The sequence below is a fragment of the Sorangium sp. So ce124 genome (assembly GCF_051525235.1).
Classification (GTDB): Bacteria; Myxococcota_A; Polyangia; order Polyangiales; family Polyangiaceae; genus Sorangium; species Sorangium atrum.
In genome coordinates this window covers 8,068,144-8,091,741 of record NZ_CP150312.1, presented here as the reverse complement: position 1 = coordinate 8,091,741, position 23,598 = coordinate 8,068,144, and the positions used below count along the sequence as shown (strand labels likewise).

Here is a 23,598-nt window from a genome sequence, read left to right as displayed (position 1 = left end):
CGACGCGGTGGAAGAGTTCGCAATCCTCGGGCGCGCGATCGTGCGATCCGGCAAAACAAGCGCGCGTACGCCGCAGCGCGCTTGGCTTCATTCGGCCGATCCAAAGCTTTATCCCCCTTGGGCAATCTCGCCCTATGATGATAGCTCCGCCCATGCGAGCAGAGGCGTCGGGCGGCTATCGAGGGTCGACCTGGCGCGCGGCACCGATCACCGGCTTTTTCCGCAGGTGTCTGCGACCGCGCCACGACGTCAGCCGCCGTTATTCAGCTCGGGGAGCCAAACTGGTCGCTTGCCTGCCATCGCTCCCTCTGCGCCTCGAGCGCCTTGTGCGCCCGCCAGCGTCCTCACCGTGTCCAGCGGAAGTCCCTGCTCGGCGGCGATCTCGGCGAGCTCCAAGCCGGGGGCGACGGCCGCTGGCTTGTCCACGGTAAGCCGCACACTTGAGCCGGCCAAAACGCTTCACAAAAAGGAGCCGAGGAGCAACTTTGGTCGGACAACGTGTTCTAAGGTGGCATCGTCGGCCACGCGAAAAAGGACCTATAGCCGCGCTCGCGGAGGTGGGGGGCCGCACCGGGTAGGCCATCGGCCTGCTGATGCCGATCGCGTCGCTGGCGATCGCATGCCCCATGGCCGTGGCGATCCACAGTCACGAGTCACGTGGTCGTGCTTGGCCATCCGTTCGTCAGGCAAGGCGGCTCGTGCGAGCTGGCGGCGATCTATTTCCTCGTTTCGGTCGTCTTCATTCCCGTGGGGCCAGGGCGGTCTTCGGCCGACGCGGCGAACTTCGGACGCAAAGCCTGAGCGCGCCGGGTGACCGCTCGCCGGGACTCGCGCAGCGTCCGCCGCCGCGCGTTGCCCTCGGTCCGAGCCCTGCATCGTCGTCCGGGATGTGCGTCCCCGGTACGCGCCCGGGGAGACGAGCTCAACCCGGGTCATGGGTTCGCCAGGAGCAGCGTCACCCGAGGCGAACCATCGGACTCCGCACGACGCTGTGATAGGAGAATCTGATGAAGTACCGCTGGGCGGCTGAGCTCTGGCATGGTGCGCCGCGCGGCGTGGCCGTGACAGCCGCCTGCGCGATCGGGATCGGCTCCGCGGCTTTGCTGGGGTGGTCGATGGGCGTGACCCCGCTTGTCTCGGTCGGGGAGGATCTGCCGAGCATGGTGCCGAATGCCGCGGTCGCCTTCATCCTCTCCGGCGCCGCGCTCTGGATCCTGGGCGGGGAGGGGCGTCCGGCGCTGCTGCGCCGGTTCGGGCAGCTGTGCGCCGCCGCCGTCGTCGCGTTCGGCGTCGGCGTCCTCGCGGAGTATGCCTTCGGCTGGGACCTCGGCATCGACACGCTGCTCTTCCCGAACACCGTCGATTTCCCTGCCCCGTTTCCCGGGAGACCCCCGCCGAACACCCTCCTCTGTTTCATCCTGATCGGCGCGGGGCTCTTGATGCTCCGCACGGATACGCGACGTGGCCGGCCGATCGCGGAGCTGCTCGTGCTGCCGGCCGCGGCCCTCGTGCTGAGCGCGCTGACCGCGTACCTGTTCGGCGACGGCTATTTTTACGGGCTGCCGCTCCTGTTTCCGTTCACCGGCATGCCGCTCCACGGGGCGATCGCCCTGCTCGCGCTGTGCGCCGGGATCCTCGCGGCGCGGCCCGATCGCGGGGCAATGGCCATGCGCGGGTCGAGCGCGCCGGGCAGCATCCTGCTGCGGCGCCTGCTGCCGTACGTGCTCGTGCTCCCCCTCGTCCTCGGCCGTCTCTTCCTGGCGGGCATGGCGACGGGTGCGTACGCGCTGGCGTCGGCGTTCACGCTCGTCTCGGTCGTCACGACGCTGCTCCTCGGGATCGTGGTCTGGATGAGCGCGGTGCGCCTGAATCTGCTCGACGAGGTGCGGTGTCGGGCAGAGGTGGCGCGCGCCTTCCTCGCGACGCTCACCCACTCCTCGAACGACGCCATCATCGGAGGCGACCCTGACGGGATCATCCAGAGCTGGAACCCGGCCGCGGAGCGCATCTATGGATATGCCGCCGACGAGGTGATCGGGCGGCCTGTGGCGATGCTCTCACCCCCCGAGCGCGCCGGCGAAGTGGAGGAGATCGTCACGCGCCTCCGCCGCGGCGAGCGCGGCGAGCATTTCGAGACGGTGGGCCGGGCCAAGGACGGGAGGAGGCTCGAGCTCGAAATGACGATTTCCTCGATTTTCGACGAGGCAGGTGGCCTCGTCGGCTTCTCGAGGATTTGCCGTGACATCTCGCGGCGCAAGGCGATGGAGGCCGAGCTCGCGAGCGCTCACGAAGCGGAGCTGCGCCACCGGAACGCCGAGGCGAGCGAGCGGCGGCGGCTCCAGGCCATCATCGAGCAGATGCCCGAGGCGGTGATGCTGGTCGACGCCGACGCGCAGCTCACCATGCTCAACCGGATCGCGGCCGACTACCACTGTGAGTCCGACGAGGTGCTCGACCCCCGTGGCCGCCGGGCGCCCCGCGACGTGCGGCGTCCGTCGGGCGAGCCGGTGCCGTGGGACGAGCTGCCGATCATCCGGGCCCTGCGCCGCGGGGAGATCGTGACGAGCGTCGAGGTGCTGTTCCGGCGCGCGGACGGCGCGCTCGTCCCGGGGCTCGTCAACGCGGCGCCTGTGCGGTCGGACGACGGCGAAATCCAGGGCGCCGTCGCCGTCTTCCAGGACATCACGTCGCTCAAGGAGATGCAGCGGCAGCGTGAGGAGTGGACGGGCGTCATCGCGCACGACCTCCGCCAGCCGATCCAGAGCATCGCGACCGCGAGCGAGCTGCTGCGCGTCCGGCTGGGCAGTGAGGTGCCCCCCGACGGCGAGAAGCAGCTCGCGAGGATCGCCGTGTCCGTCGACCGCATGAACCGGATGGCCGAGGATCTCCTGGACGCGTCGCGCCTCGAGGTGCGGGCGCTCAAGCTGGAGCCTCGCGCCGTGGCGCTGCGCGCGCAGCTCGTGGAGATCGTCGAGAAGGCGGCCGGCATGACGGCTGGCCACGCCGTGCGCGTGGAGATGAAGGACGAGCTTCTGCCCGTGTGGGCGGACGCGGGTCGCCTCGAGCAGATCGTCACGAACCTGCTCTCGAACGCCGCGAAATACGGGGAGCGCGGGCGAGAGATCGTCGTCGCTGTCCAGGCCTCCGGGGGGGCGGCGCAGATCGAGGTGAAGAATTGGGGGCCGGGCATCCCCCCGGCGTCGCTGCCGCTTCTGTTCAAGCGCTTCACGCGCACGCCCGAGGGCGAGGCGCGCCGCGTGCGCGGGGTCGGCCTCGGGCTCTACATCACGAAGGGTCTGGTCGAGGCCCACGGAGGGACGATCTCCGTCGAGAGCTCCCCGGGCGCGACGACGTTCCGCTTCACGCTGCCGTTCGCTGCCGAGGCGGCGCGCAGCGGGGAGGTCTGAGATCCCGAGGAGCCTCCTCGTCTCGGTCTCGACGCGCAGCTCAGGCCAGGGTCCGGCCGCCGTTCACGGACAGCTTCTGGCCCGTGATGAACTCGGCGGCGTCGGACGCGAGGAAGGTGACGGCCTCGGCGATGTCGTCCGGCGTCCCCATGCGCCGGAGCGGGTTGCTCGCCCTGTAGGCCTCGATCGCCTCGGCGCTCGCGCCCTCCTGGATGTGGCGCTCGACGACGACCCAGCCGGGGGACACCTGGTTGACGGTGATCCCGTGCGGGCCGAGCTCCATCGCCCACGAGCGCGTGAGGCCGAGCTGCGCGCCCTTCGCCGAGACGTAGCTCGAGAACTCGGGGACGCCCTGCTCGAAGACCTCGGACCCGATGTTGATGATCCGCCCCGACCGGCGCTCCTTCATCCCCGGGACGACCGCCTTCGCGAGGAGGAGCGGGCTCTTCACGAAGAACTCGAGCTGGTCGAGGCAGTGCTTCCAGGTCAGGTCCTCCAGCTTGACGAACGGCTGCGGGCCCGTCGCGTTGATCACCAGCACCTCGATGGGGCCGAGGCGGGCCTGCACCTCGCCCACGAGCCGGGCGACCTCCTGCTCGTCGCGCACGTCGGCCCGGAACGCCTCGGCCTCGCCGCCGCCCTGGCGGATGCCCTCGACAACGCGGGTCGCCTCCTCGCGGCTGCCGAAGTAGTTGACCGCGACCCGCGCGCCCGAGGCCGCGAGCTTGCGGGCGATGGCCGCCCCGAGGCCGCGGGAAGCGCCGGTGACAAGGGCGACTCGTTTGGATAGTTCGTGCGCCATTCAGGCTTCTCCAGGGGATGGGTGACCGCGGTTCGCTCGCCGCTGCGAAGGAGGTCGGCCGCTCAGGCGCGCCTCCGGGAGCCTCCCTGCCGCGCGGGCGCGGACCGCTGGCCGCGCGGCAGAAGGGTCGACAGATGGTCGAGGTCGGTCACCCCCAGCTGTAAACGAGCAGGATCCAGCAATACAAGATTTTTCCGCGTATAAACTTGAACATGGGTCTTTCCAGCAGCACAGTTGAATTTTTTCAATTCAATCCGCTGTGGGGCCTGGCGGGGGTGGTGTACGCTGGGCCACATGAACAAGCGCACGATCCGGCAAACTTTGCGGCTCCTGGTGATGCTTGCGATGGGGCCCGTGTTCTGTGCTGCCGTGGGGATCACGGTGATCCATGCGTGGCTCGACGTTCGGCGCAGGTCGCCGGCGCGGCGTCCTTTCGCGCGCGCTGGGGTGCGGCATCGCCGGCTGCGCCTGCGCGAGCAGGCGCCGCTGTGAGCGCCGCGGCGCTCGCGCTGCGGTGGATGGCGCGGCGGGGTGGCGGCGCCGCTCAGCGTACGACGAGGAGCCAGGCGAGCGCCGCGGCGGTCGAGGCGAGCGTCACCGGGACACCCACCCTGGCGTAAGCGCGGAAGCCGATCTCGCGCTCGGCGCCCACCGTCTCCACGACGATGATGTTGGCCACCGAGCCCAGCAGCGTGAGGTTGCCCGCGAGGGTGGAGACCAGCGCCGTCGTGATCCAGGCGAGGTGCGGATCGGGCTGGCTGCGGATGTACGAGTCCGCGAGAAGGATGAAGGGCACGTTCGAGACGATCTGGCACCCGGCGAGCATCGCGATGCTCAGCCCGAGCAGGCCCAGCGTCGGCCCGGAGGGGAGGAAGGGGCTGGCCGCGCGCAGCGCCTGCTCGGGCATTCCGGTCTTCTGGAGGCTCGCCACGACGATGAAGAGCGCCCCGAAGAAGACGAGCACGGTCCACGACACCCGCTCGAACAGGCCGTTCGCGTCGCGCCGGTGGAGCAGGATGACCGCGGTCGCGCCGCCGATCGCCGTCCACGCCAGGTTCGCGCCGAGCATGAACAGCGCCGACACGACCGCGATGCAGGCGAGCGGCGCCAGGGCGCTCGGCCTGTCGCCTCGCGTCGACGCGGGCTTGGGCGCGGGCTCGGGCGCGAGCTCGGGCGCGGGCGTCCGCACCGCGATGCGGCGCCGGAGCAGCAGGTGCAGCGTCACGGCCGTGACGGCGAGCCCGATCAACGCGGCGGGGCCCGCCTCCAGCAGGTACGTGCGGTACGAGATGCCGGAGAGGTGGCCCACGAGCATGTTCTGGGGGTTGCCGGCGAGCGTGAGCGCGCTGCCGGCGTTGGCGCCCATCGCGAGCGCGAGGAGGTACGGCGCCCGCTCGAGCCCCGCGCGCCGGGCGGTCCGGTCGACGAGCGGCGCCAGCATCACGCAGACCGAGTCGTTCAGCAGCACCGCGGAGGCGAGCCCGGAGGTCACCGTGACGAGGTAGAGCAGGCGGACCGGCGACAGGTCCCGCTGCGCGACCCACGCGGCGGCGCGCTCGAACACCCCCGCGGCGTCGAGCGACGCCGAGAGCAGCATCATGCCGAGCAGGAGGCCGATGGTGTTCGGCTCGATCGCGGCGAACGCTTCATGCGGGTCCAGGCCGGCGCCCGGCTGGATCGCGCTCAGGAGGACCATGGCGCACGCGCCCGCGAGCGCGCCGGCCGGGCGTCCGATGGGAAGGATCGACAGGCGCCGCGCCGCGATGAGCACGTACGTCGCGGCGAATACGAGCAGGACGGACCACACGGCGCGGATCTAGAGTCGTCGGGGGGGATCCTGTCAAACTGGGAATGCCAAGGCATGGGCAGGCAGCTCTCGACCCCCACCGCGATCCTCCTCGGCAGCGCCATGATCTCCGCCGCGGTCTATCTCGGCCTTCGCCACGGCCCGGCCGGCGTCCCCACGGAACCGCGCCCCGCCGGGGGAGCGCCCTCTCCGTCTGCCGATGCGGTGTCCTCCGCCGAGGCGGCGCTGGCGACTGGAGCAGGTGCGTCGGCGCGCCCGCTCCAGGCGCCCGCGCCGAGCGTGCCGCGCGAGCAGGTCGCGATGCAGGCCGCGCGGGCGATCGAGGCGCACAGGCCGGCCCTGATCGAGCGCTGCTACAAGCCGGCGGCCGCGGCGCAGCGGGCGCCGCGCGGGGTGAAGTACATCTTCAACCTCACGTTCGACGCGCGGGGCCGGCAGCTCGCGCGCGGCATCATCGAGGACCGCGAGGCGTCGCGCCCCGAGGTCACGGCCTGCGTGGTCGACGCGCTCCCGGCGGTCGCCGTCCCGCCGCCAGGGGCGAACGTGCGCGTCGATGTCCCGTTCTCGCTGCCGTGATCGAGGGGAGGACCGGGCTCGCGGGCTCGCCGGCGCCGGGGGCGAGCGCGGCGCCCTTGACGCACCCGCCTGAACGCCCGATGCCGGAGCGGTGACGCCCGACCAAGCCTTGAAGGAAGCGGCCACCGGCGCCCTGCGCCCCGTCTACCTCGTGCTGGGGGAGGAGCGCTGGTTTGTCGATCGCGTGGTGAGCGCGATCCGGGAGGCGGCGGCCAAGGGGGGCATCGCCGGCTTCAACGAGGACAAGTTCACCGCGGGCGACGCGCCCGTCGAGTCGATCCTCGGCGCCGCCCGCATGCTCCCGATGATGGCCCCGCGCCGCTTCGTGCTCGTCCGCGGCGTCGATCGCTGGGAGAAGAAGGACGAGGGCGACGACGGCGAGGGGGACGACGAGCGCGGCGCGAGCGGCGCGAGCGGCAAACGAGGCGTGTCGAAGCAGCTGAGCCCGCTCGACGCGCTCGCGGAGTACGCCAAGGCGCCGTCGCCGAGCGCGGTCCTCGTGCTCGTCGCGACGAAGCTCCACGGCCAGCGCCGCCTCGTCACCGCGGCCAAGAAGGGCGATTTCCTCGTCGGGTGCGAGCCCCTGAACCGCCGCGCCTTGCCCGGCTTCATCGCGACCGTCGCCCGCGAGAAGGGCAACCCGATCGCGCCCGACGTGGCCGATCAGCTCGCCGAGCTCGCCGGGCCCGAGCTCGGCTACGTCGTCGACGCGCTCGAGCGGCTCTCGCTGTACGTCGGGGCGAAGCAGCCGATCACCGAGGACGCGATCGCCCAGGTGGTCATCCGCGTCCGGCAGAGCACCGTCTGGGAGCTGATCGACGCCCTCGGGAAGCGGCGCCTCGACCGCGCGCTCGCGGCGCTCGCCGACGCCTACGATCCGCGCGACGGCGGGCTGCGGCTGCTCGGGGCGGTGTCGTGGTCGGTGCGGCAGATGGTGAAGTTCGAGTCGGCGCTCGCCGGGGGCGCGAGCCAGGCCGAGGCCGCCCAGCGCGCGGGGGTGGCCCCCTTCAAGGCGAACGACGTGGCGCAGTCGGTCCGCCAGCTCCCGAAGGGCGCGCTCGCCGGCTGGATGCGCGTGCTCGCGGAGACGGATCTCGCGCTGAAGAGCAGCCGCCGCCCGGCGCAGGCGGTGCTGGAGACGATGCTGATGGAGATGTGCGCGCGCTGAGCGGGAGAGGGCGGGGGGCGCCGCGCGCTCATCGAGAGCGTCACCGTGGGTGGCTCCGTGCGCGTCGCCGACGTCTTCGCCCCGCCGTCGAGCTCTGCGCCGCTGCCGATAGCGCCCCCGCCGTGGTCCCGTCCCGAGCCTCGATGGCTTACCCACACATTCTCTGAGGCGGAAAACCGAGCGATTTCAGCAGGTAAGCGTGTCCCGTCGGGCTCGACGGTCACCGCTCTACTGCACGCGCTGCCGATTGCGAGCGTCGTCCACCTCGTCCCAGAAGGCATCCATGCCGTCCTTGATGTCCTTCACCAGCTCGTCGATGGTCTTCATTCCGCCGAAGACCTCCGGGCCATAGGGCAGGATCACCGGGCTGTACCCCTCGTCGGTGAGGAGCTTGTTGAGGACGACGTAGATGTTGAGCCTGCCGTTGGCATCGCGGAAGAAATGCCCGACGTGGAGGGCCCGGACGGTCCTGGCGATCGCGGCCAGCGCGGCGTCGTGTGTCTTCGCCGCGTTGATCTCCTTGTTGTACCTGTCCAGGATGGCTTTCACGCGCTTCTCGGCCTCGCCCGGGCGGTAAGCGGCGCTCATCGTGCCATTGCTGTCGAGCAGGTGCACGCCAATCCTGTCCTGAACTTCCTGGCTCATCTTTCGTATGTTGACGTCGTCAGGAGTGTAGATGAGCCCCTCCCGCCTCATCTCCTCGATGGCCGCCTTGACGTCCGCTTCCCTGATGCCATAGGCGCGGGTATCTCCCGTGGGCCAGCTGTCCCAGTCATATGACCCGAACGAGGTCTGCCTGCCGTCCTCGTACTCACTCCATTGCTTTCCGCCTTCGTTGATGGTCACGCCAGCTGTGACCTTCTCATGCAGGAATCGATAATATTCAGCGTCCAGTCTGCGTTTGAAGTGAGGTCCGTCGCTGAGCAGCACATTATCGAACACGTCCATGATGGCGCTGCTGTACCCGGGCGACTTGTCGTTGTCGTAGAACGCCTCCGGCTTTTCCGTCTTCTGGGCCTCGCCGTGATGCTTGCTGTCAATGAAGAGCTTCCACCAGCGGTCAGCGGGCAGATGATCGAGGGTCGGCCGTCGCCGACTGTTGTAGGCCGTGACCTGCGCCTGATCGGGTGTCATCGGCGGAGGCGGGGTTCGCGCCGCGGAGGTGCTGGAGGTCGAGGGAGTGGGGGCGGCGGTCAGGGTCGTCGCGGGGGGGGCCTGCTTGGTGAGGGGGATATTCGTCTTGGTCGCGGCGCGGCCGCGATCCGAATTCATCTTGCTGGCACCGGTCTGGGTGGCACCGCTGAGGGTCGTGTTCTTCTTTGTCTGATGATTGTTCCCGGGGTGTTTCTTGCGCAGCATCGGCGTTGTTCCGGATCCTTCGGTAGCGAAGAGCAGCCTACCACGGTGCGAAAGCGCCCCGTCCGGTGCCTCACCCCCGTCCAGCATCCCCACGTGGCAGCTCCACCACGACCTTCGTCCCCCGCCGAGGCGGCCCGCCACCCCTCACAGCCCGGCTTCTCCTCGCTCGTCACTGCCCCCACCCCCGCCGCGAGCAGCAGGAGCGCCGGCGCCAGCGCCGCCCAGCGCAGCGCCGCGAGCGGCTCCCGCGCCGGGGATCGAAGCCTTCACTCCTCGACGTTGCGCCGCACCGCGAAGGCGAGCCCGCAGCCCTCGATCTGCTCGCGATGGAGCACGCCCATCGGCGAGAGCCCTTGCTGGTCGACCCGCCGGCCCACGCGCAAGAGCACCTTCTTCGCCGCGAGATCCACGACCGAGACGCGCGCCGAGCTCGCGGACGTCGTGGTCTCGACCGGGCTGTCGGCCACGATGATCAGCACCTCCGCGCCGGCCGCCTTCTTCGCCAGCTCGATCGGGGATCGATCCAGCTCGTTGCGGTGCCGCCTTAGCGCCGCGACGTCGCTGGCCGCGCGCACCGTGCCCTCGAACGCGGGGCCGAGCACCGCGAGGCCGAGCCGCGCCTCGGCGAGCCGGCGGACGTTCGCTGTCTCCTCGTCGACCTTGGTCCCGCCGAAATACACGCCTCGCACCTTCGTGAGCAGATCGCGCTCCGAGGGCGAGGGCGGAGGCTTCAGGAGGCACAGGAGGAACGCGTCCTTGTCGGATCCGCGCGCGGCGTCGTCGATCCTGCACGCGTCGCGCAGCTCGACGCGAGGCGCGCGCACGTACACCGCGGGCCGGTGGAGCAGGGCATCGAGCGCCCCTGGAGCGCGGAGCGAAGGGTCCACGACATCGGCGGGGTCCCCGTCGCTCGCGGCCTCGCCGAGCCAGCGATCCGTTGCCTCGAGGAAGCCCTCGTAGCCCGCCGGGAACTCCGCGCGGCGCTCGTCGAGCACGGCCAGCAGGGCGCGCCGCTCGGCCTCGATGGCGCGGCGATCCTGGACGTACATCGCGACGGCGAGGAGCACGACGGCCGCCGCCGTCAGCAGCGTGAGCAGCCGCGCGCGCCCGAGCCGCTTGTCGCTCGCGAACGTCCCCTTGATCCCGGCGCGAGCCGCGTGATGGCGCGCGCGGGCCCGGTGGCTGGCGGCCCGCTCCACGCGCGCGCGGAGCGCGGGGTTCATCCGCTCCGTCGTGAGGAACGTCGCCACGTCAGCTCTCCCCGGAGGGACCCGCGAACGCGGAGTCCCGACCCACGTTGGAGGGACCCGCGAACGCGGAATCCCGACCCACGTTGGAGGGACCCGCGAACGCGGGGTCCCGACCCACGTCGGACAGCGCTCGAGAGGCGAGCAGGTTGCGATCGATGTTGCGATCGATGAGGCCCTCGAGCTCGCCGCGGGTCACGCCGAGCCGAGCCGCTGCCTGGGCCGCGAGCGAGGTCGCGGCTACGCCGTCGACGAACTGGTACGTGGGCCTCTGCGCCGCGTCGAGCTCGACCTGGACAAAACGGAGGTTCCTTATCGCCTTTTCCCGCTCGAGCCGCGCCGCGAACGTCAGAAAATGCGTGGTGATGAACGCCTGCGGGCGGAGCTTCTCGAGCAGCGTGACGACGAGCTCGAAGATCTCCTCACCCTCGGACGGGTTCGTCCCCGAGCAGAGCTCGTCGAGGATCACCATCGCTCCCGGGCCGAGCTCCTCGAAGAGCGCCCGGATCCGGAGCAGCTCCATGCCGAGCCGCCCCTCGCTCTGATCGAACTTCGTCTCCTGGATGAGCGACACCACGAGCCCTGGGACGCGGGCGACGCTCGCCCTGCGCGCCGGTACGAACATGCCTGCCTGCGCGAGGAGCTGCGTCAGCGCCACCGACTGGAGCAGGCGAGTCTTCCCGCCCGAGTTCGGCCCCGTGACCAGCAGCGTCGTGTCGGCCCGATCGGTCACGACGTCGCACGGCACCGCCTTCCCTCCGCCGGCGACGAGGAGCGGATTGAAGAGGCCGAGAAGCACGCGCTCGCCCTCCGCGGCGGACCGGAGCTCTGGCAGGCAGACCTCGAGCCCCGCCGCTTCGGCGAGATCCCGGAAGCCGAGCGCCCCCAGGTAGACCTCCATCTCTCCGACGAGCGGGACCAGCTTGACGACCTGATCCTCGATGCCCTCGAACACCGCGTCGACGAGCCTCGCCATGACCTCTCCGTCGCCAAAGCTGTACCCGCGGAAGAACATCTCGAGCTTCGCGAGCCAGCGCCGCACCGGCGACAGGACGAACGGGTTCTCCTGCCGCTCCCGGACGGTCACGACGTCGAAGCCTCGGATGCGGCCGTCGGCGCCGACGCGGATGTCCAGGCGGAGCGTCGCGAGGTGCTCGTCGTAATTGAGGAGATCGGCCATCGATCGATATCCCTCGGTCGCCTGCACCGCCTGCCCGAAATCGCGCAGCCGGGAGAGGCCCGATCGCGCGCCCTCGAACGACTCGCTCATCAGGTCGAAGACCTCTTTGACGATCGCGAGCACGTCGAGCTGCCGCCGCGTCGGATCGAACTTCTTCCCTGCCACCGCGCCCTCGAGCGCGCCCCGCAATCGGCACGAGGCCGTGTAGAGCCTCTCGAGCTGCCTGCGAAACGTGGGTGAGCCCGAGAGCTCGTGGAGGATCTCCCTCCGGAGCTCGGTCACGCGCGGGTCGCTCGGGGGTCGCGAGAGGACGCGGAGGATGAACCCTCGGTGGACGACGGCCTCGTGCCCCCCGACGCGGACGCGGAAGCACCGGGCCACGAGCTCCTCCAGGAACAGGTCGGGCGCGAAGCTCTTCGGATCCCACGTGGAGGGCGCGATGGGCGCCCGATCGAGCGCCTGGGCGAAGAGCCCTCCGGAGACGCCGCTGGTGAACGCGAACGAGAGAGACTGCCGCAGCTCGTCGAGATCGGCCCGCGCGGGCGGGTCCACGAAGAGCAGGCTGGGGATCCTGTCCGTGGACGGGAGCGCGGGCGCGTAGGCCCTACCGGGCTCGGGCGGGCGGGCGATGCTCTCGGTGGGGACCTGCGCGCGGATCGGATGCATGAGCAGACGACCCGCGCTCGCAGGAAAAGTTCCCCCGCGCGGGGAACACCGATGAAAATAGTGGCGCCGCGCGCTGCCACGGCGGCATCGGGCTTCTGGGGACGAACGCTTTACAGTACCGTGTCCGTTCGCGTGCTCGGTCGCGCTCCCGAGCTCGACACGCGATGACGCCCGATCCGGTGTGCGCAACCCCTGGAGCCTACAGCATGCCCGACTACCCGCCGCTGTCCTCGTTGAGCATCGTGAGCGCCCTCGATGATATCCCTGAGATATCCTACATTTACCGCGATGATGGGGTGCTGGTCGCGATGAATGCGACCTGCGAGCGGCTCACCGGGGTCCCACGAGCGGCGGCGGTCGGCGTGTTCAACCTGTTCGCGAACGAGGCGGTGGTGGGTCCGGTGCTGATGCAGGGCTATCGGAACGCGTTCCGCGGAGAGACCCAGATCCTCCCCCCGACGGAGATGCGGCTGGAGAAGCAGCGATTGGCCGGCCTCGAGGTCCGCGCCTCGTTGACATGGGTCGAGACGCTGCTCATCCCGCTCGAACGAGCTCCGGACGGCACCGCCCCGTACGTCCTGGGGATCCAGCGCGACGTCTCGGCGCTCATCCAAACGCGCAACGAGATCGAGGCGGCGAAGCAGCAGATCGACTTCCAGCGCGACACGATCATCTCCCTCGAGGCCGCGCGGAAGGAGATCGAGGCGCAAAAGATGACGATTCACGCGCTCTCGACGCCCGTGATCGAGGTCTGGGACGGCATCGTGACGCTGCCGCTGCTCGGGCACTTCGACGCCGAACGCGTCAGCAGGATGACGTCGGAGCTGCTCGACGCGGTCGTGCGGACACAGGCCCGCTACGTCATCCTCGATCTCACCGGCATCGCCGTGATCGACACGGCCACCAGCGACCATCTCCTCCGGATCGTCGGCGCCGTGGGGCTCCTCGGCGCAACTGGGGTCCTCGTGGGCATCCGGGCCGATGTCGCCCAGACGCTCGTCGGCCTCGGCGTCGGGCTCGACCACCTCCGCCTGTATCAGAATTTGCGTCAGGCATTGAAGGCATGCATGCGCGAACAGGGACTCTTCTGACGCGGCGCTGGTCGCGCTCGGAGGGGCGATCCGGCCAGATGCGGAGGGCGGAGATGACACCCTGATGTTCTGAATACTTCACGGACTTGTCATTCGAATGTGCTTCACGGACGTCGCTTTCACAGCAGAGCGCCCCCGTCGCCGAGACGCCTGACGTCCGAGCGCTGTTCGTCAACATCCAACCCGGGTGAGGCGCGGCAGCGAGGTCGTCACTCCCGCGATCCGGCGCTGCGCTATCATCGAAGCTTCGAGGTAGAAGCATGCAAAGCGACGAATTCGTCCGCCGGCAGCAGGCCGACGTGATCGACAGTTACGACGAGGAGCTCGAGCTGGAGCTCGAGGACCGCCCGTTCGACGCCGACGGCAACGAGGTGCCGCTGAGCCTGCTGGAGAAGCAGGAGCGGCGGCGATACTTCCGCGAGCTGCTGCGGCTGCAGGGCGAGCTGGTGAAGCTGCAGGACTGGGTGGTGGCCACCGGGCACAAGCTGGTGATCTTGTTCGAGGGCCGCGACGCCGCCGGCAAGGGCGGCGTGATCAAGCGCATCTCGCAGCGCCTCAACCCGCGCGTGTGCCGCGTGGCCGCCCTGCCCGCGCCCAACGACCGCGAACGCACGCAGTGGTACTTCCAGCGCTACGTGACGCACTTGCCGGCCGCCGGCGAGATCGTGCTGTTCGACCGCAGCTGGTACAACCGCGCCGGCGTCGAGCGCGTGATGGGCTTCTGCAACGACGAGCAGTACGAGGAGTTCTTTCGCACGGTGCCCGAGTTCGAGAAGATGCTGATCCGCTCCGGCATCCAGCTGCTGAAGTACTGGTTCTCGATCTCCGACGAGGAGCAGCACCTGCGCTTCCTCAGCCGCATCCATGATCCGCTCAAGCAGTGGAAGCTGAGCTCGATGGACCTGGAGTCGCGCCGCCGCTGGGAGGACTACACCCGGGCCAAGGAAGTGATGCTTGCGCGCACGCATATCCGCGAGGCGCCCTGGTGGGTGGTGCAGGCCGACAACAAGAAGAAGGCCCGGCTGAACTGCATGGATCACCTGCTCGCGCAGGTGCCTTATGCCGAGGTCGACCACCCCGCCGTCGCGTTGCCGGCGCGGGTGCGCCACGAGGATTACTCGCGCCGGCCGGTGCCGCGCGACATGTTCGTGCCGGAGAAATACTGAGGGAATGGCCGAGCTCGAGATCGAGTTCCAGGTTCGCGAAGGGAGCGCGGCCGGCGTCGAGGCGGCGTTGAAGCGCGGCACGGTGCGGCGCACCCGCCTGCGGGCGCGCTACTTCGACACGCCCGACGAGGCGCTGGCGCGCGCGCGCCTGGTGCTGCGGCTGCGGCAGGAAGGCCTCTCGTCCGCGGGCCTCAGGACGAGACCCTCGATCGACTGCACGACGCAGCTCGCCACCCTGTCGCCGCAGACCAGGGCGCCCTGCGCCTCGTCGGCGAAGCAGAGGTGATCCGGCGCGTGAGGGGGAAGGTAATCTCAGAACTTTCGCGGACGTCAACCCGCTCGTGGGGCGGGACGCGCGCGCCCTCCGGTACCCTCTCGCCCCGCCCGAGCCCTCGCGCGCGCCACCTTGGCCCTATGTGCTCGAAGCCGAGGTCCGCACCGCCGCGGCCTTCGCCTTGCCCGCCGTCGCCGTTCGCCGGCTTCCCGGTGGCCCAGCCGGCAACCTTCCCGTTGAGCTCCGCGGCGGCGGCCTTGCCGCTCGTCTGACCCGCAACCTCCCTCATCCCTCTCTCGACTCCTTTTCCCCCGCGCTCCCCGCCACAGAGCAGGAATTCGACACCCTCGCTTCTTCTATAAATCGTCTTCCTCTCCAGTTATCCCTGGACACCTATCTTCACATCATGAATAGAGGACGCTGGCCCGTCTGGCATTCCAGCGCAATCCCGCGCTCCTGCCACGGACGAGGGTGATCTCATGAGCAAATACACCGCTTCTGAAGTGATCCAGCTCCCCCGCTTCACGGCCGTGGGGGCGATGGCGCTGGGCGAGCAGCTGCTCACGGCGGCGAAGCCTTCCAGGAAGCAGCTCGCGAAGGGCATTGCGCGGGTGCTCGCGGCGCTTTTGTCGCGCCACGGCGAGCTCGCGTCGGCGCTGCGCGATCAGGTCTCGCTTTCAGGGGGAGGGGAGGAGAGCGAGAATTCCGTCGAGTGCGACCGCGTCCTCGACGGTTGCTGGAGCGGCCTCCACGACTTCCTGACGGCCTTCACCAAGCTGCCGCCCGGCGCGCCCGAGGTCGCCGAGGCGAGCTCGCTGAAGGCGACCCTCTTCACCGGAGGGCTCAAGTTCCTCCAGCTCACGTACGTCCTGCAATGGTCGGAGAGCGAGCTCCGGATCCAGCGGATCCACAAGAACGGCCTCGACGCGCGCATCGAGGCGCTCGGCGGCAAGCGGTTCCTCGCCGCCCTCGAGGCCGCGCACGCCGCGTACGGCAAGGCGCTCGGCGTCACCGCGCCTGCAGCCGCCGCGGCGGCGCCGCCGAGCGTGCGCGAGGCGCTCGACGCGTTCACCGAGGCGCTGCGCGCGTACGTGATCAAGGTGATGGGCTCGGTCGAGCCCGACGAGCCGGAGACGCAGGAGCTCGCGGACAAGCTGCTCGCGCCGCTCGCGAGCTGGAGCGTCGGGCCGAGCGGCCGGGGAGCCGCCCGGAAGAACGGCAAACCCGAGGGCGAGCCCGCGGCGCCCGTTCCGCCCGGCGCGGCCGTTCCGCCCGATGGGCAGGGCGCCGAGCCGGTACCGGCCGATCTCTGAGCCCGCTCGCGTAACGCATGCTCGCAGCTGGCGCTGCGCTCCCTCCGCTTCGTCCCCCTCCCCAGGAGCATGCCTCCGTCCCCCCCGCCTCGCGCCCTCCGGCGCCACGGGCGCCCGGGCGTCCCGTCCCCCTGCCTCCGTGTGCCACGGAGCGGACAGCGCCCGTGACCTGTGCCAGGCCGCCGTGACCTGTGCCAGGGGAGGGGGGTCTGGCACTGGCTCAAGCGCAATGCATTGCGACACACCGGGGGCCGGACCCCTCGAGATCGCTCCGCAGAGCGTCTTCGGGAGTAAAAATGTGCCAAAATTCGCGTCTCGCATCGCATTTTTGTGCCAAGAGCCCTGCGAACGCCCTCCTTGTTGTGCCAGATGGGGGGGCGGACCCCTCCAGAGCGCAGAACAGAGCGTCCGCCGCCGCTCGGGACCCCTCCAGAGCGCAGAACAGAGCGTCCGCCGCCGCTCGGAGACGCCTCTCGTCGGATCGCGGAGCACGACATCCGCGGGATCCGATCGCCAACGATGGATGTGCTCGACCGTAAGCGCCGACGGGGGCGTGACTCACGGCGGCTTTCCGGTTCGCGGTCGGCGGGGTCCAGGTCGGGCGCCACGCGGACGTCGGCTCGATCCTGGAGCCCGCCCCATCCTTCGAACACCCTGTGGCCTGTGCTAGGGTCCCGCGCCCGCGAAGGAGGCTCCCTTGCACGCACCGAAGATTCTCCGGATCCGGATCGAGAAATTCCGGCGCATCCAGGAAGCGCTGGAGGTGGATCTGACCACGCCCCGGGGAGAATCAGTGCAGCAGGCCGTCTTTGCCGGGCCCAACGGCTGCGGGAAAACCAGCGTGATCGAGGCGGTGCTCCTCGGCCTGGGGATGGGCCCGCTCATCGTGCGTGACCTCGAGCGCTCCCGCAGGGAAGAGCACTGGCGTGTCCTCGTGCCTGAAGGTGCCGTCATCGAAATAGACGTCGCCATCGACGGTGCGAATCCGACCACCTGGATCCGCACGGCGGACAAGCATGTCCACCGTCTCCCTGACGGCGCGGAGGAGCCGATTCCTCCTCAGTGGTTGCAGTTCCTGGCCGTCGAGTACTTCTCTTCATGGCGCGCGCCGGAGCTGGTAGGCCCGATCAAGCCGCTCGTCGGGCGCGGCGGGCGTCCCATCGACAACGAGACCAACCGCCTGTGGCGGCTCAAGCAACGGATCAATGACGAGCGCGCGCGAGGAGGGTACAAGGGGACCCTGCCGGGACTCGGAAAGGCGGATGCTTGGCTCAAGCGGCTCAACGATGCGTGGAGCCGCTTTCACGGGGACGACGGCACCCGCATCGACGCCCAGATCGTCGATCCGGACGATGAAGAGCTGCTCGCCGATCTCTTCGTTGTGACCGACGACGGGAGAAGGATCTGCTCCATCGACCAAATCAGCTCGGGCGAGATCGAACTCCTCTCTTTTGCGGGCTGGATCATCCTCAACGACTGGAAGGGCGGCCTGCTCGTCATCGATGAGCCCGAGCTGCATCTGCACCCGCAATGGCAGGCGACGATCCTCCCGGCCCTCCACTCGCTCGCCCCGGACGTGCAGATCCTCGTTGCCTCGCACGCTGATGCGGTCTGGGATCAGACGGCCAGCTACGCGCGCTTCCTCCTCGTGCCGGACACGGATCCCCGCTCGCGCGCATGGCGTGAAGCGCAGCCTCTTCCGCGCACGCAAGAGGCGTCATGAAGCCGTCGTCGGACGTGACGGGCCTGTACCGTAATTTTCCGGCCTATCTCTGGGTCGAGGACGAGGAGACGCGCACGTACCTCCAGACGGCGTGGGAAGGTGAGTTGCACATCAAGGTCCTCGTCGCCGGTGGTCACGGGCACCTCCACGCCGTCGTGAATGCCGCACGAAATGACTACAATACGCACGTCTTTGGCTTTCGCGATCGAGACTTCGGCGGCTCCAATCGAGCACGGTGGAACGAGGACGCGGTGGTGGTCCTGACGGCGGATGTCGTCGAGATCGAGAACCTCCTCCTCGACCCGGATGCCATCGCTGCTTGCCAGGTCAACACCTCGGGCCTCAACGCAGCGCAGGTCGAGCAGGAGCTCACGATGCTCGCGACGCCGCTCACCTGGTGGATGAGCTGCCGCCGTACGATCACCGAGATCCGCGATGCGGTGGTCGACGATTTTCTCGAACATCCGCGGAGGGATCGCGTCAAATCGCAAGGGGACGCTGAGGCTGCTATCACCGGTAGCCTCTGGTGGGCGCGGGTCCTGCCCACGCTCCAGCCAGACTGGGGCAACGTGGCCACGATCGCGAGGAAGCTCACGGAGCACGAGGCCAGCTACCGCGCGATGCTGAGCACCGGCGCCTGGCGGCAGGAGTTCTCCGGGAAGGAGATCCTCCGCGACCTCACGACCAGGATCTGGACCAGAAAGCGTCCGAAAGACCCCGAATGTCGGCTCACGTTCGTCCAGGAGATCGCCAGAGCTCAGCTCGATCTGAATCGGGTACCGCAGGAGATCCGCGAGCTGCGAACCGCAATCCGGCGTCGCATCGGTCACTGAGCACAGGTTCTCGTTCGGCGGACCGACGCGGGTTTGACCTCCAAGCACCCGCCGCCCCACGTGTCAGAGAACTCGCCGCGCCATCCGAGCCTCTTCCGGAGGATCAGTCGACCATTGGCGTGATCTCGCAGAGACACGCTGTCGCATCGGAGCCGCAGCGGTCAGGCGGCCGCTCGTCTCGCTTCGTCGAGAGATCTCGGATCTCAACCGAGCAGCGCCTCGAGCGCGCCCTTCGCCCGGAGGTCGCTGAAGCTGTGGGTCGGGGCGCATGCGGCGAGCTCTGTCAGGGCGTAGGTGCCGGTGGCCACGGCGATCGACTCGGCGCCGATCGCGCGGGCCGCCGCGACGTCCTTCGGGGTGTCGCCGATGACGACGACGCGGCACGCCGCGAGCGGCGCCTCGAGCATCGCCGCCCCGCGCGCCGCGCCGATGCGCAGGAGCTCGTCGCGGAGCTCGTGATCGCAGCCGAAGCCGCCGAACGCGAACCGCTCGTAGATGCCGACCCGCGTGAGCTTCGCCTGCGCCCCGGCGCGGACGTTCCCCGTCCCGAGGCCGATGGCGCACTCCGCGCGCCGGGCGGCCGCGTCGAGCGCCTCGATGACGCCGACGTGGACCCGGGTGTCGCCGGCGAGCGACATCTCCTGCGCGAGGAGCTCGACGTAGATCGCGAGGAGCGCGTCGATGGCGTCCTCCGTGGCCTCGCGCCCGACCGTCTCGAGCCCTGTCCGGATGATGGCCCGGTCGGTCATGCCGGCGAACGAGAACGCCTCGCACGCGTCGCGCCGGTCGGCGTACCGGGCGAACGCGCGCTCCATGGCGCGCCGGCCTGCGCCGCCGGTGGAGAGCAGGGTGCCGTCGATGTCCCAGAGGAGCACGGTGGGGCGCATGTCCCCATGGTATAGATCGGCGCCGCCCCAGGGCGAGCGCGGACGGGCGGCGGGCGCGACGGCCTCGTGCGGCCTCGCCAGGCGGGTGGACCGGGGGTCGTCGGCGTCATCGTGGGTCGACCTTGAAGGCGGCGATCCGGCGCGGGTCGACCTTGGAGCCTGGGATCAGCGCTCGTCCGGCTCCACGGCACCGGAACCCGGCGGCGTCGGCCGGCGACCGGGCGTCCAGCCAGTAGCACGGCGGTCCGCCCGATCGCGGCGCGGTTGTAACGTCGGCGCAGGCTTCCGGCGGTTGGTTGAAGGCTCGCCGCGTTGTCCGCCCCGCGCAACTCGCCCAGGTTGGGAATTTCTGGAGCGTCGGCTCACCCAGCGTCGGCTCACCCAGGTTGAGCAGCCGTCAGCCCACCCAGGTTGAGGCGCCAGCTCACCCAGGTTGAGGAGCGGCGTCGCGTCGGCTGACCCAGGTTGAGAATTTTTCGAAGCGTTAGCTCATCAAAGGTGAGAAATTTATACAGATCGATGCAATGCAAGGCGCTTGCTTGGTGTTTGGCCTACATATCAAGTGGTTCGAACGAAGCTGCACGGTGATCTCGGGCATCCGCTGACCCAGGTTGAGAACACAGTCAAAATTTTGGCGCGAAAGCTCATCTTGTGTGAGAATTTTTGTTCTCTAAACGCAATGGATTCGTTGCTCCTGGCGCCTTCTCCTCGTGTCGTTCGTCCTCGCTCCTTCATGTTGGTGTCGAGCGTTTCGAGCGCAACCGTGCGGTGATCTCTGGTAGGAGAGGCGCTGGAAATCGAGAGAGCGCGCTGCTTGAGCTCTCGTGCCAGGCCTCGACCCTGAGCCCGAGGCGCACCGCGCCTGCGACGCCCTCGCGAGCTGCGCAGGGCCCCATCGCTGCGTGAAGGGTACCCGGGAGACAAGACGATGCGACGCCCGCTGCACAGCCCGATCACCACGGTCCTGCTGCTGCTCTGGTGCACGGCGCCGGCGGCGGCAGCGCCGCTCCCGCAGCGACCGCCGCCGACCGGGCCGGAGCGGGAGATGCTCGATGAGGCGAAGCGGCTCCTGGACGAAGGGCGGCTCGCGGACGCGCGCGACATCCACCTGACGCTGTGGGGGCTCACGAAGAGCGCCTCCGACGCGTTCCGCGTGGGGATGCTGTCGTTCAGGCTGCACGACTTCGCGAAGGCGGCGGAGTTCCTCTCGATCTACTTCGATATGGTCGGCACCCCCGACGCCCCGAAGATCTGGGTGCCCCCGGGCTTCAAGGAGAGCTACGAGCTCGCGCGGGCCAATTTCGCGGAAGCGCGGCGGCACGTCGGCGCGCTCGACGTGCGCGTGAGCGAGCCCGGCGCTGCTGTGCTCGTGGACGGGCGGCAGGTCGGCCTGTCCCCGCTCCCGCGACCCGTGTACGTCGCTCCCGGCCAGTACCGCGTGAGCGGACAGCTCGCCGGGGAGCAGATCGAGACCACCGCCGCCGCCGACGCGGGCGGCGAGAGGACCGTCTGGCTGACGTTCCCGCGCACCCGAGCCGAAGCGCCCGCGCATCCTCCCCCGGTGAGCAAGGCGGCCTCGTGGCCCGTCGCGGCGCCCCCTTCTTCCACGCCCAGCCCCGCGCTGCGGTGGTGGATCGTGGGCGCCCTCGCGACCACGTCGGCCGCCCTCGCCACCGTCGGGGCCCTCTCGGTCCTGGAGGCCAACGACGCTGCCGAGGACCGGGACGCCGCCATGGACCGAGCGCAGTGGGAGGTCTTCCATTGCCGGCCGGGGCTCCCTGCCTGCGACGCGTATGCCGACGCCGATGGGCGCACGAAGACGTTCACGGCCCTGTCCGTGGGCGCCTTCGTCGGTGCGGGTCTTTCGGCCGGCGGCGCCGTGGCCGCGGGGTTCCTGCTCGCGCCAGAGGTAAAGGTCCGCGTTGGGGTCGTAGGGACCGCCCCAGGCGTAGGGCTCTCGTTCGCGTGGTAGCGCCCGAGCTCCGCAGAGACGTGGTCCCGGGCAGAGAGCCGAATTTATCTTTCTGAATGGCAGTTCATCTTTGGTGGAGAATTTGCGGACATCGATCGCAATGCGAACAACGCGCGTCGTTCGACGCATGGCGGGGATCTCCGCGATCCTCCGGACGAGGAGGCCTGATATCATGGCTCCAATGTGGCAGCGCGGGCTGCGCGCTTCCGGCGCGGTGTTCCTGGGGTGCTTGCTCTGGGCTGCCTGCAGCGGTGACCCCTATGTCGATGTGGAACAGGAGCCTCTGTGCGATTCAACCGCAGACTGCCAGCCCAAGCAGAGCGGAACGCAGTGCATCGATGGGCGCTGCCGGTGTCCGGACCCGGAGGAGGCGCGCTGCTGCGAGCCCGGCGCCAGGGAGGAAGAGGGCGATTCCTGCAAGCGGGAGTGTCGGCCCATCAGCGAGTGTAACGCCATGCTGTGCAAGACAGCCGAGGATTGCCCGAAGCCTGCAGACCCCCGCTGCGGCGAGGGCGTGTGCGAAGCGGAGGTCTGCAGGCTGGCCCTCCGAGAGCGATTCCCGAACCAGCGGGCTGGCGATTGCGTGACCCTGCGCTGCGACGAGGCTGGGCGGGTGGTCGCCGTGGCCGACGACGGCGACGTCTTCAACGACGGCAACGAGTGCACGAACGACGCATGCGTGCAAGGGGTCAGCGTGCACCGTCCGAGGGCAGCGGGGAACGCCGTAGAGGGCTCCGGGTACTGCGATGGCGAAGGGCATCTGGTCGGATGCCTTCGCGACGAGGACTGTGGGAGCCCATCGTACGCCTGCTCGACATCCGGCACGTGCGTCCTCGAGTGGTGCGACAACGGCATCTTTGATGATGCCTCGGGCGAGACGGCGCGGGACTGCGGCGGCCGGTGCCAGCCGTGCAGGGCAGGACAGCCGTGCACGGCCGACAGCGACTGCATCGCGGGCGGGTGCGGCTCGGACATGCTGTGCAAGGAGACGAGCTGCCGTGATGGCATCCTGAACGGCGCCGAGACCGATGTCGATTGCGGCGCGCCGTCGTGTCCCGCATGCGCTGCCAGCCGGCGGTGCGACGCCCACGAGTCCTGCCAGAGCGGTGTGTGCGCGGACGGCAGGTGCCGTCGCCCGACGTGCGAGGATGGAGTGATGAACGGCAAGGAAACAGGCATCGACTGCGGCGCGAGCTGCCCCACTGCCTGCCCGCTGTTCATCTCAGGCGAAGAGACATGAAGAAAGGCAACATGACCACGAGCAGGCACCTTTTTGCTGCCGGCGCGATGCTCTCCGTGGCCACGCTGTGGATCGCGTGCTCGGAGGGGGCCCCGGCGCCTCCGCCGGAGCGCCCCGAGTGCGTGACCGAGTACGATTGCGACGACCCGCCGGACCCCGCCTGTGGCACGGTGAAGTGCGTCGAAGGCAAGTGCCAGCGAGAGGTGGGGGAGTACCGCGGCCAGTACCCAGGCGACTGCATGACGATCGCGTGCGACAGGGACGGGCAAAAGGTCGTCTTGCCCGCCCCGGACGACGTGCCGGACGACGGCAACCCTTGCACGGATGACTTCTGCGACGGCGCGCATCAGCTGAACGAATGGACCCGGCGAGGTCCGGCTCCTGACGGCTCGGGGCTCTGCGACGGCCAGCAAAACTTGGTCGAGTGCCTGTCGGACGCCGACTGCGGGGACCCGACCATGTACTGCTCCCCGCGCAGCAAGTGCATCCCGCTCGACTGCGACAATGGGGAGCTCGATGTAGGCACCGGCGAGTCCTATGTGGACTGCGGTGGTCGCTGCGATCCGTGTCGCCCGACGTACCCGTGTACCACGGGAGAGGATTGCAACACCGGTGTGTGTGGCTTCGATGATCGGTGCAGCTTTGCCACGTGCAGCGACGGCATCCAGAACGAGCATGAGGTCGATATCGACTGCGGATCCAACTGCCGTACCTGCGCCGCTGGAGACAAGTGCATCGACGGCCCGGATTGTCTGACGAAGGTGTGCTTCAAGGGCAGGTGCCAGCCGCCGAGGTGCGATGATGATCGCCAGAATGGCTTGGAAATAGGTGTAGATTGCGGTGGTGACTGCCCTCCTTGCCCGGCAGGGCTCCCCTGAGCGGAAGGG

At 69.3% G+C, this 23,598-nt stretch carries 19 protein-coding genes; 13 read left to right on the top strand and 6 right to left on the bottom strand.

The annotated features are described in order from the left end of the window. Positions 1-1,007 precede the first annotated feature (1,007 nt). Positions 1,008-3,407 carry a PAS domain-containing sensor histidine kinase gene (locus tag WMF19_RS30270; protein ID WP_437893554.1) on the top strand — a complete coding sequence of 800 codons (2,400 nt, stop codon included), beginning with the start codon at positions 1,008-1,010 and terminating at the stop codon, positions 3,405-3,407. A gap of 40 nt (positions 3,408-3,447) precedes the next feature. On the opposite strand, the gene WMF19_RS30265 is transcribed toward WMF19_RS30270, so the two are convergent. Beyond that, positions 3,448-4,209, bottom strand: a complete 762-nt coding sequence (locus WMF19_RS30265; RefSeq protein ID WP_437893553.1) for an SDR family oxidoreductase — start codon at positions 4,207-4,209, stop codon at positions 3,448-3,450. Between the two features lie 294 nt (positions 4,210-4,503). Between WMF19_RS30265 and WMF19_RS30260 the strand changes: the two genes are divergently transcribed. Next, positions 4,504-4,701 (top strand): hypothetical protein, encoded by a 198-nt coding sequence (locus WMF19_RS30260; protein WP_437323329.1) that lies wholly within the window; start codon positions 4,504-4,506, stop codon positions 4,699-4,701. Positions 4,702-4,753: 52 nt separating this feature from the next. On the opposite strand, the gene WMF19_RS30255 is transcribed toward WMF19_RS30260, so the two are convergent. After that, entirely contained in the window at positions 4,754-6,016 is a 1,263-nt protein-coding gene (locus WMF19_RS30255) for an SLC13 family permease (RefSeq protein ID WP_437893552.1), read from the bottom strand. A gap of 54 nt (positions 6,017-6,070) precedes the next feature. On the opposite strand from WMF19_RS30255, the gene WMF19_RS30250 reads away from it, so the two are divergent. Both WMF19_RS30250 and holA read left to right on the top strand, forming a co-directional pair. Continuing rightward, positions 6,071-6,592 carry a hypothetical protein gene (locus tag WMF19_RS30250; protein ID WP_437893551.1) on the top strand — a complete coding sequence of 174 codons (522 nt, stop codon included), beginning with the start codon at positions 6,071-6,073 and terminating at the stop codon, positions 6,590-6,592. A gap of 91 nt (positions 6,593-6,683) precedes the next feature. After that, positions 6,684-7,760 carry a DNA polymerase III subunit delta gene (holA, locus tag WMF19_RS30245; RefSeq protein ID WP_437893550.1) on the top strand — a complete coding sequence of 359 codons (1,077 nt, stop codon included), beginning with the start codon at positions 6,684-6,686 and terminating at the stop codon, positions 7,758-7,760. A 228-nt stretch (positions 7,761-7,988) separates the two neighbouring features. On the opposite strand, the gene WMF19_RS30240 is transcribed toward holA, so the two are convergent. The 3 genes from WMF19_RS30240 to WMF19_RS30230 form a co-directional block, all read right to left on the bottom strand. Then, a complete protein-coding gene (locus WMF19_RS30240; protein WP_437893549.1) occupies positions 7,989-9,119 on the bottom strand; it encodes a hypothetical protein in 1,131 nt (376 codons plus the stop codon). A gap of 266 nt (positions 9,120-9,385) precedes the next feature. Next, the gene (locus tag WMF19_RS30235; RefSeq protein ID WP_437893548.1) at positions 9,386-10,369 is read right to left on the bottom strand and encodes a hypothetical protein; all 984 of its coding nucleotides are present in this window, start codon (positions 10,367-10,369) and stop codon (positions 9,386-9,388) included. 1 nt (position 10,370) lies between these two features. After that, entirely contained in the window at positions 10,371-12,212 is a 1,842-nt protein-coding gene (locus tag WMF19_RS30230; RefSeq protein ID WP_437893547.1) for a MutS-related protein, read from the bottom strand. A 206-nt stretch (positions 12,213-12,418) separates the two neighbouring features. On the opposite strand from WMF19_RS30230, the gene WMF19_RS30225 reads away from it, so the two are divergent. The 6 genes from WMF19_RS30225 (at position 12,419) to WMF19_RS30200 (ending at position 18,612) form a co-directional block, all read left to right on the top strand. Further along, entirely contained in the window at positions 12,419-13,303 is an 885-nt protein-coding gene (locus WMF19_RS30225) for an STAS domain-containing protein (protein WP_437323323.1), read from the top strand. 260 nt (positions 13,304-13,563) lie between these two features. Continuing rightward, complete coding sequence (gene ppk2, locus WMF19_RS30220; RefSeq protein WP_437893546.1) at positions 13,564-14,469, top strand: polyphosphate kinase 2; 906 nt, start codon at positions 13,564-13,566, stop codon at positions 14,467-14,469. 4 nt (positions 14,470-14,473) lie between these two features. Continuing rightward, complete coding sequence (locus WMF19_RS30215; RefSeq protein WP_437893545.1) at positions 14,474-14,755, top strand: CYTH domain-containing protein; 282 nt, start codon at positions 14,474-14,476, stop codon at positions 14,753-14,755. Positions 14,756-15,222: 467 nt separating this feature from the next. Then, positions 15,223-16,056, top strand: a complete 834-nt coding sequence (locus WMF19_RS30210; protein ID WP_437893544.1) for a hypothetical protein — start codon at positions 15,223-15,225, stop codon at positions 16,054-16,056. A 697-nt stretch (positions 16,057-16,753) separates the two neighbouring features. Beyond that, on the top strand, positions 16,754-17,779 hold the full coding sequence (locus tag WMF19_RS30205; protein WP_437893543.1) for an AAA family ATPase: 1,026 nt from the start codon (positions 16,754-16,756) through the stop codon (positions 17,777-17,779). Further along, entirely contained in the window at positions 17,776-18,612 is an 837-nt protein-coding gene (locus WMF19_RS30200; protein WP_437893542.1) for a hypothetical protein, read from the top strand. The genes WMF19_RS30205 and WMF19_RS30200 overlap by 4 nt, the downstream gene beginning before the upstream one ends. Before the next feature lie 203 nt (positions 18,613-18,815). On the opposite strand, the gene WMF19_RS30195 is transcribed toward WMF19_RS30200, so the two are convergent. Further along, on the bottom strand, positions 18,816-19,499 hold the full coding sequence (locus tag WMF19_RS30195) for an HAD family hydrolase (protein WP_437893541.1): 684 nt from the start codon (positions 19,497-19,499) through the stop codon (positions 18,816-18,818). A 928-nt stretch (positions 19,500-20,427) separates the two neighbouring features. On the opposite strand from WMF19_RS30195, the gene WMF19_RS30190 reads away from it, so the two are divergent. The 3 genes from WMF19_RS30190 (at position 20,428) to WMF19_RS30180 (ending at position 23,589) form a co-directional block, all read left to right on the top strand. Beyond that, positions 20,428-21,471 (top strand): hypothetical protein, encoded by a 1,044-nt coding sequence (locus WMF19_RS30190; RefSeq protein WP_437893540.1) that lies wholly within the window; start codon positions 20,428-20,430, stop codon positions 21,469-21,471. Between the two features lie 454 nt (positions 21,472-21,925). Further along, a complete protein-coding gene (locus WMF19_RS30185; protein ID WP_437893539.1) occupies positions 21,926-22,711 on the top strand; it encodes a hypothetical protein in 786 nt (261 codons plus the stop codon). Beyond that, entirely contained in the window at positions 22,708-23,589 is an 882-nt protein-coding gene (locus WMF19_RS30180) for a hypothetical protein (RefSeq protein ID WP_437893538.1), read from the top strand. Before WMF19_RS30185 ends, WMF19_RS30180 begins: the two co-directional genes overlap by 4 nt. Positions 23,590-23,598: the final 9 nt, after the last annotated feature.

Coding starts and splice junctions, on each gene's coding strand:
- WMF19_RS30210 (WP_437893544.1), top strand. CDS start 15,223: ATGAGCAAATACACCGCTTCTGAAGTGATCCAGCTCCCCCGCTTCACG.
- WMF19_RS30270 (WP_437893554.1), top strand. CDS start 1,008: ATGAAGTACCGCTGGGCGGCTGAGCTCTGGCATGGTGCGCCGCGCGGC.
- ppk2 (WP_437893546.1), top strand. CDS start 13,564: ATGCAAAGCGACGAATTCGTCCGCCGGCAGCAGGCCGACGTGATCGAC.
- WMF19_RS30185 (WP_437893539.1), top strand. CDS start 21,926: ATGCTGTGCAAGACAGCCGAGGATTGCCCGAAGCCTGCAGACCCCCGC.
- WMF19_RS30190 (WP_437893540.1), top strand. CDS start 20,428: ATGCGACGCCCGCTGCACAGCCCGATCACCACGGTCCTGCTGCTGCTC.
- WMF19_RS30215 (WP_437893545.1), top strand. CDS start 14,474: ATGGCCGAGCTCGAGATCGAGTTCCAGGTTCGCGAAGGGAGCGCGGCC.
- WMF19_RS30200 (WP_437893542.1), top strand. CDS start 17,776: ATGAAGCCGTCGTCGGACGTGACGGGCCTGTACCGTAATTTTCCGGCC.
- WMF19_RS30260 (WP_437323329.1), top strand. CDS start 4,504: ATGAACAAGCGCACGATCCGGCAAACTTTGCGGCTCCTGGTGATGCTT.
- WMF19_RS30250 (WP_437893551.1), top strand. CDS start 6,071: ATGGGCAGGCAGCTCTCGACCCCCACCGCGATCCTCCTCGGCAGCGCC.
- WMF19_RS30195 (WP_437893541.1), bottom strand. CDS start 19,499: ATGCGCCCCACCGTGCTCCTCTGGGACATCGACGGCACCCTGCTCTCC.
- WMF19_RS30240 (WP_437893549.1), bottom strand. CDS start 9,119: ATGCTGCGCAAGAAACACCCCGGGAACAATCATCAGACAAAGAAGAAC.
- WMF19_RS30180 (WP_437893538.1), top strand. CDS start 22,708: ATGAAGAAAGGCAACATGACCACGAGCAGGCACCTTTTTGCTGCCGGC.
- WMF19_RS30230 (WP_437893547.1), bottom strand. CDS start 12,212: ATGCATCCGATCCGCGCGCAGGTCCCCACCGAGAGCATCGCCCGCCCG.
- WMF19_RS30265 (WP_437893553.1), bottom strand. CDS start 4,209: ATGGCGCACGAACTATCCAAACGAGTCGCCCTTGTCACCGGCGCTTCC.
- WMF19_RS30225 (WP_437323323.1), top strand. CDS start 12,419: ATGCCCGACTACCCGCCGCTGTCCTCGTTGAGCATCGTGAGCGCCCTC.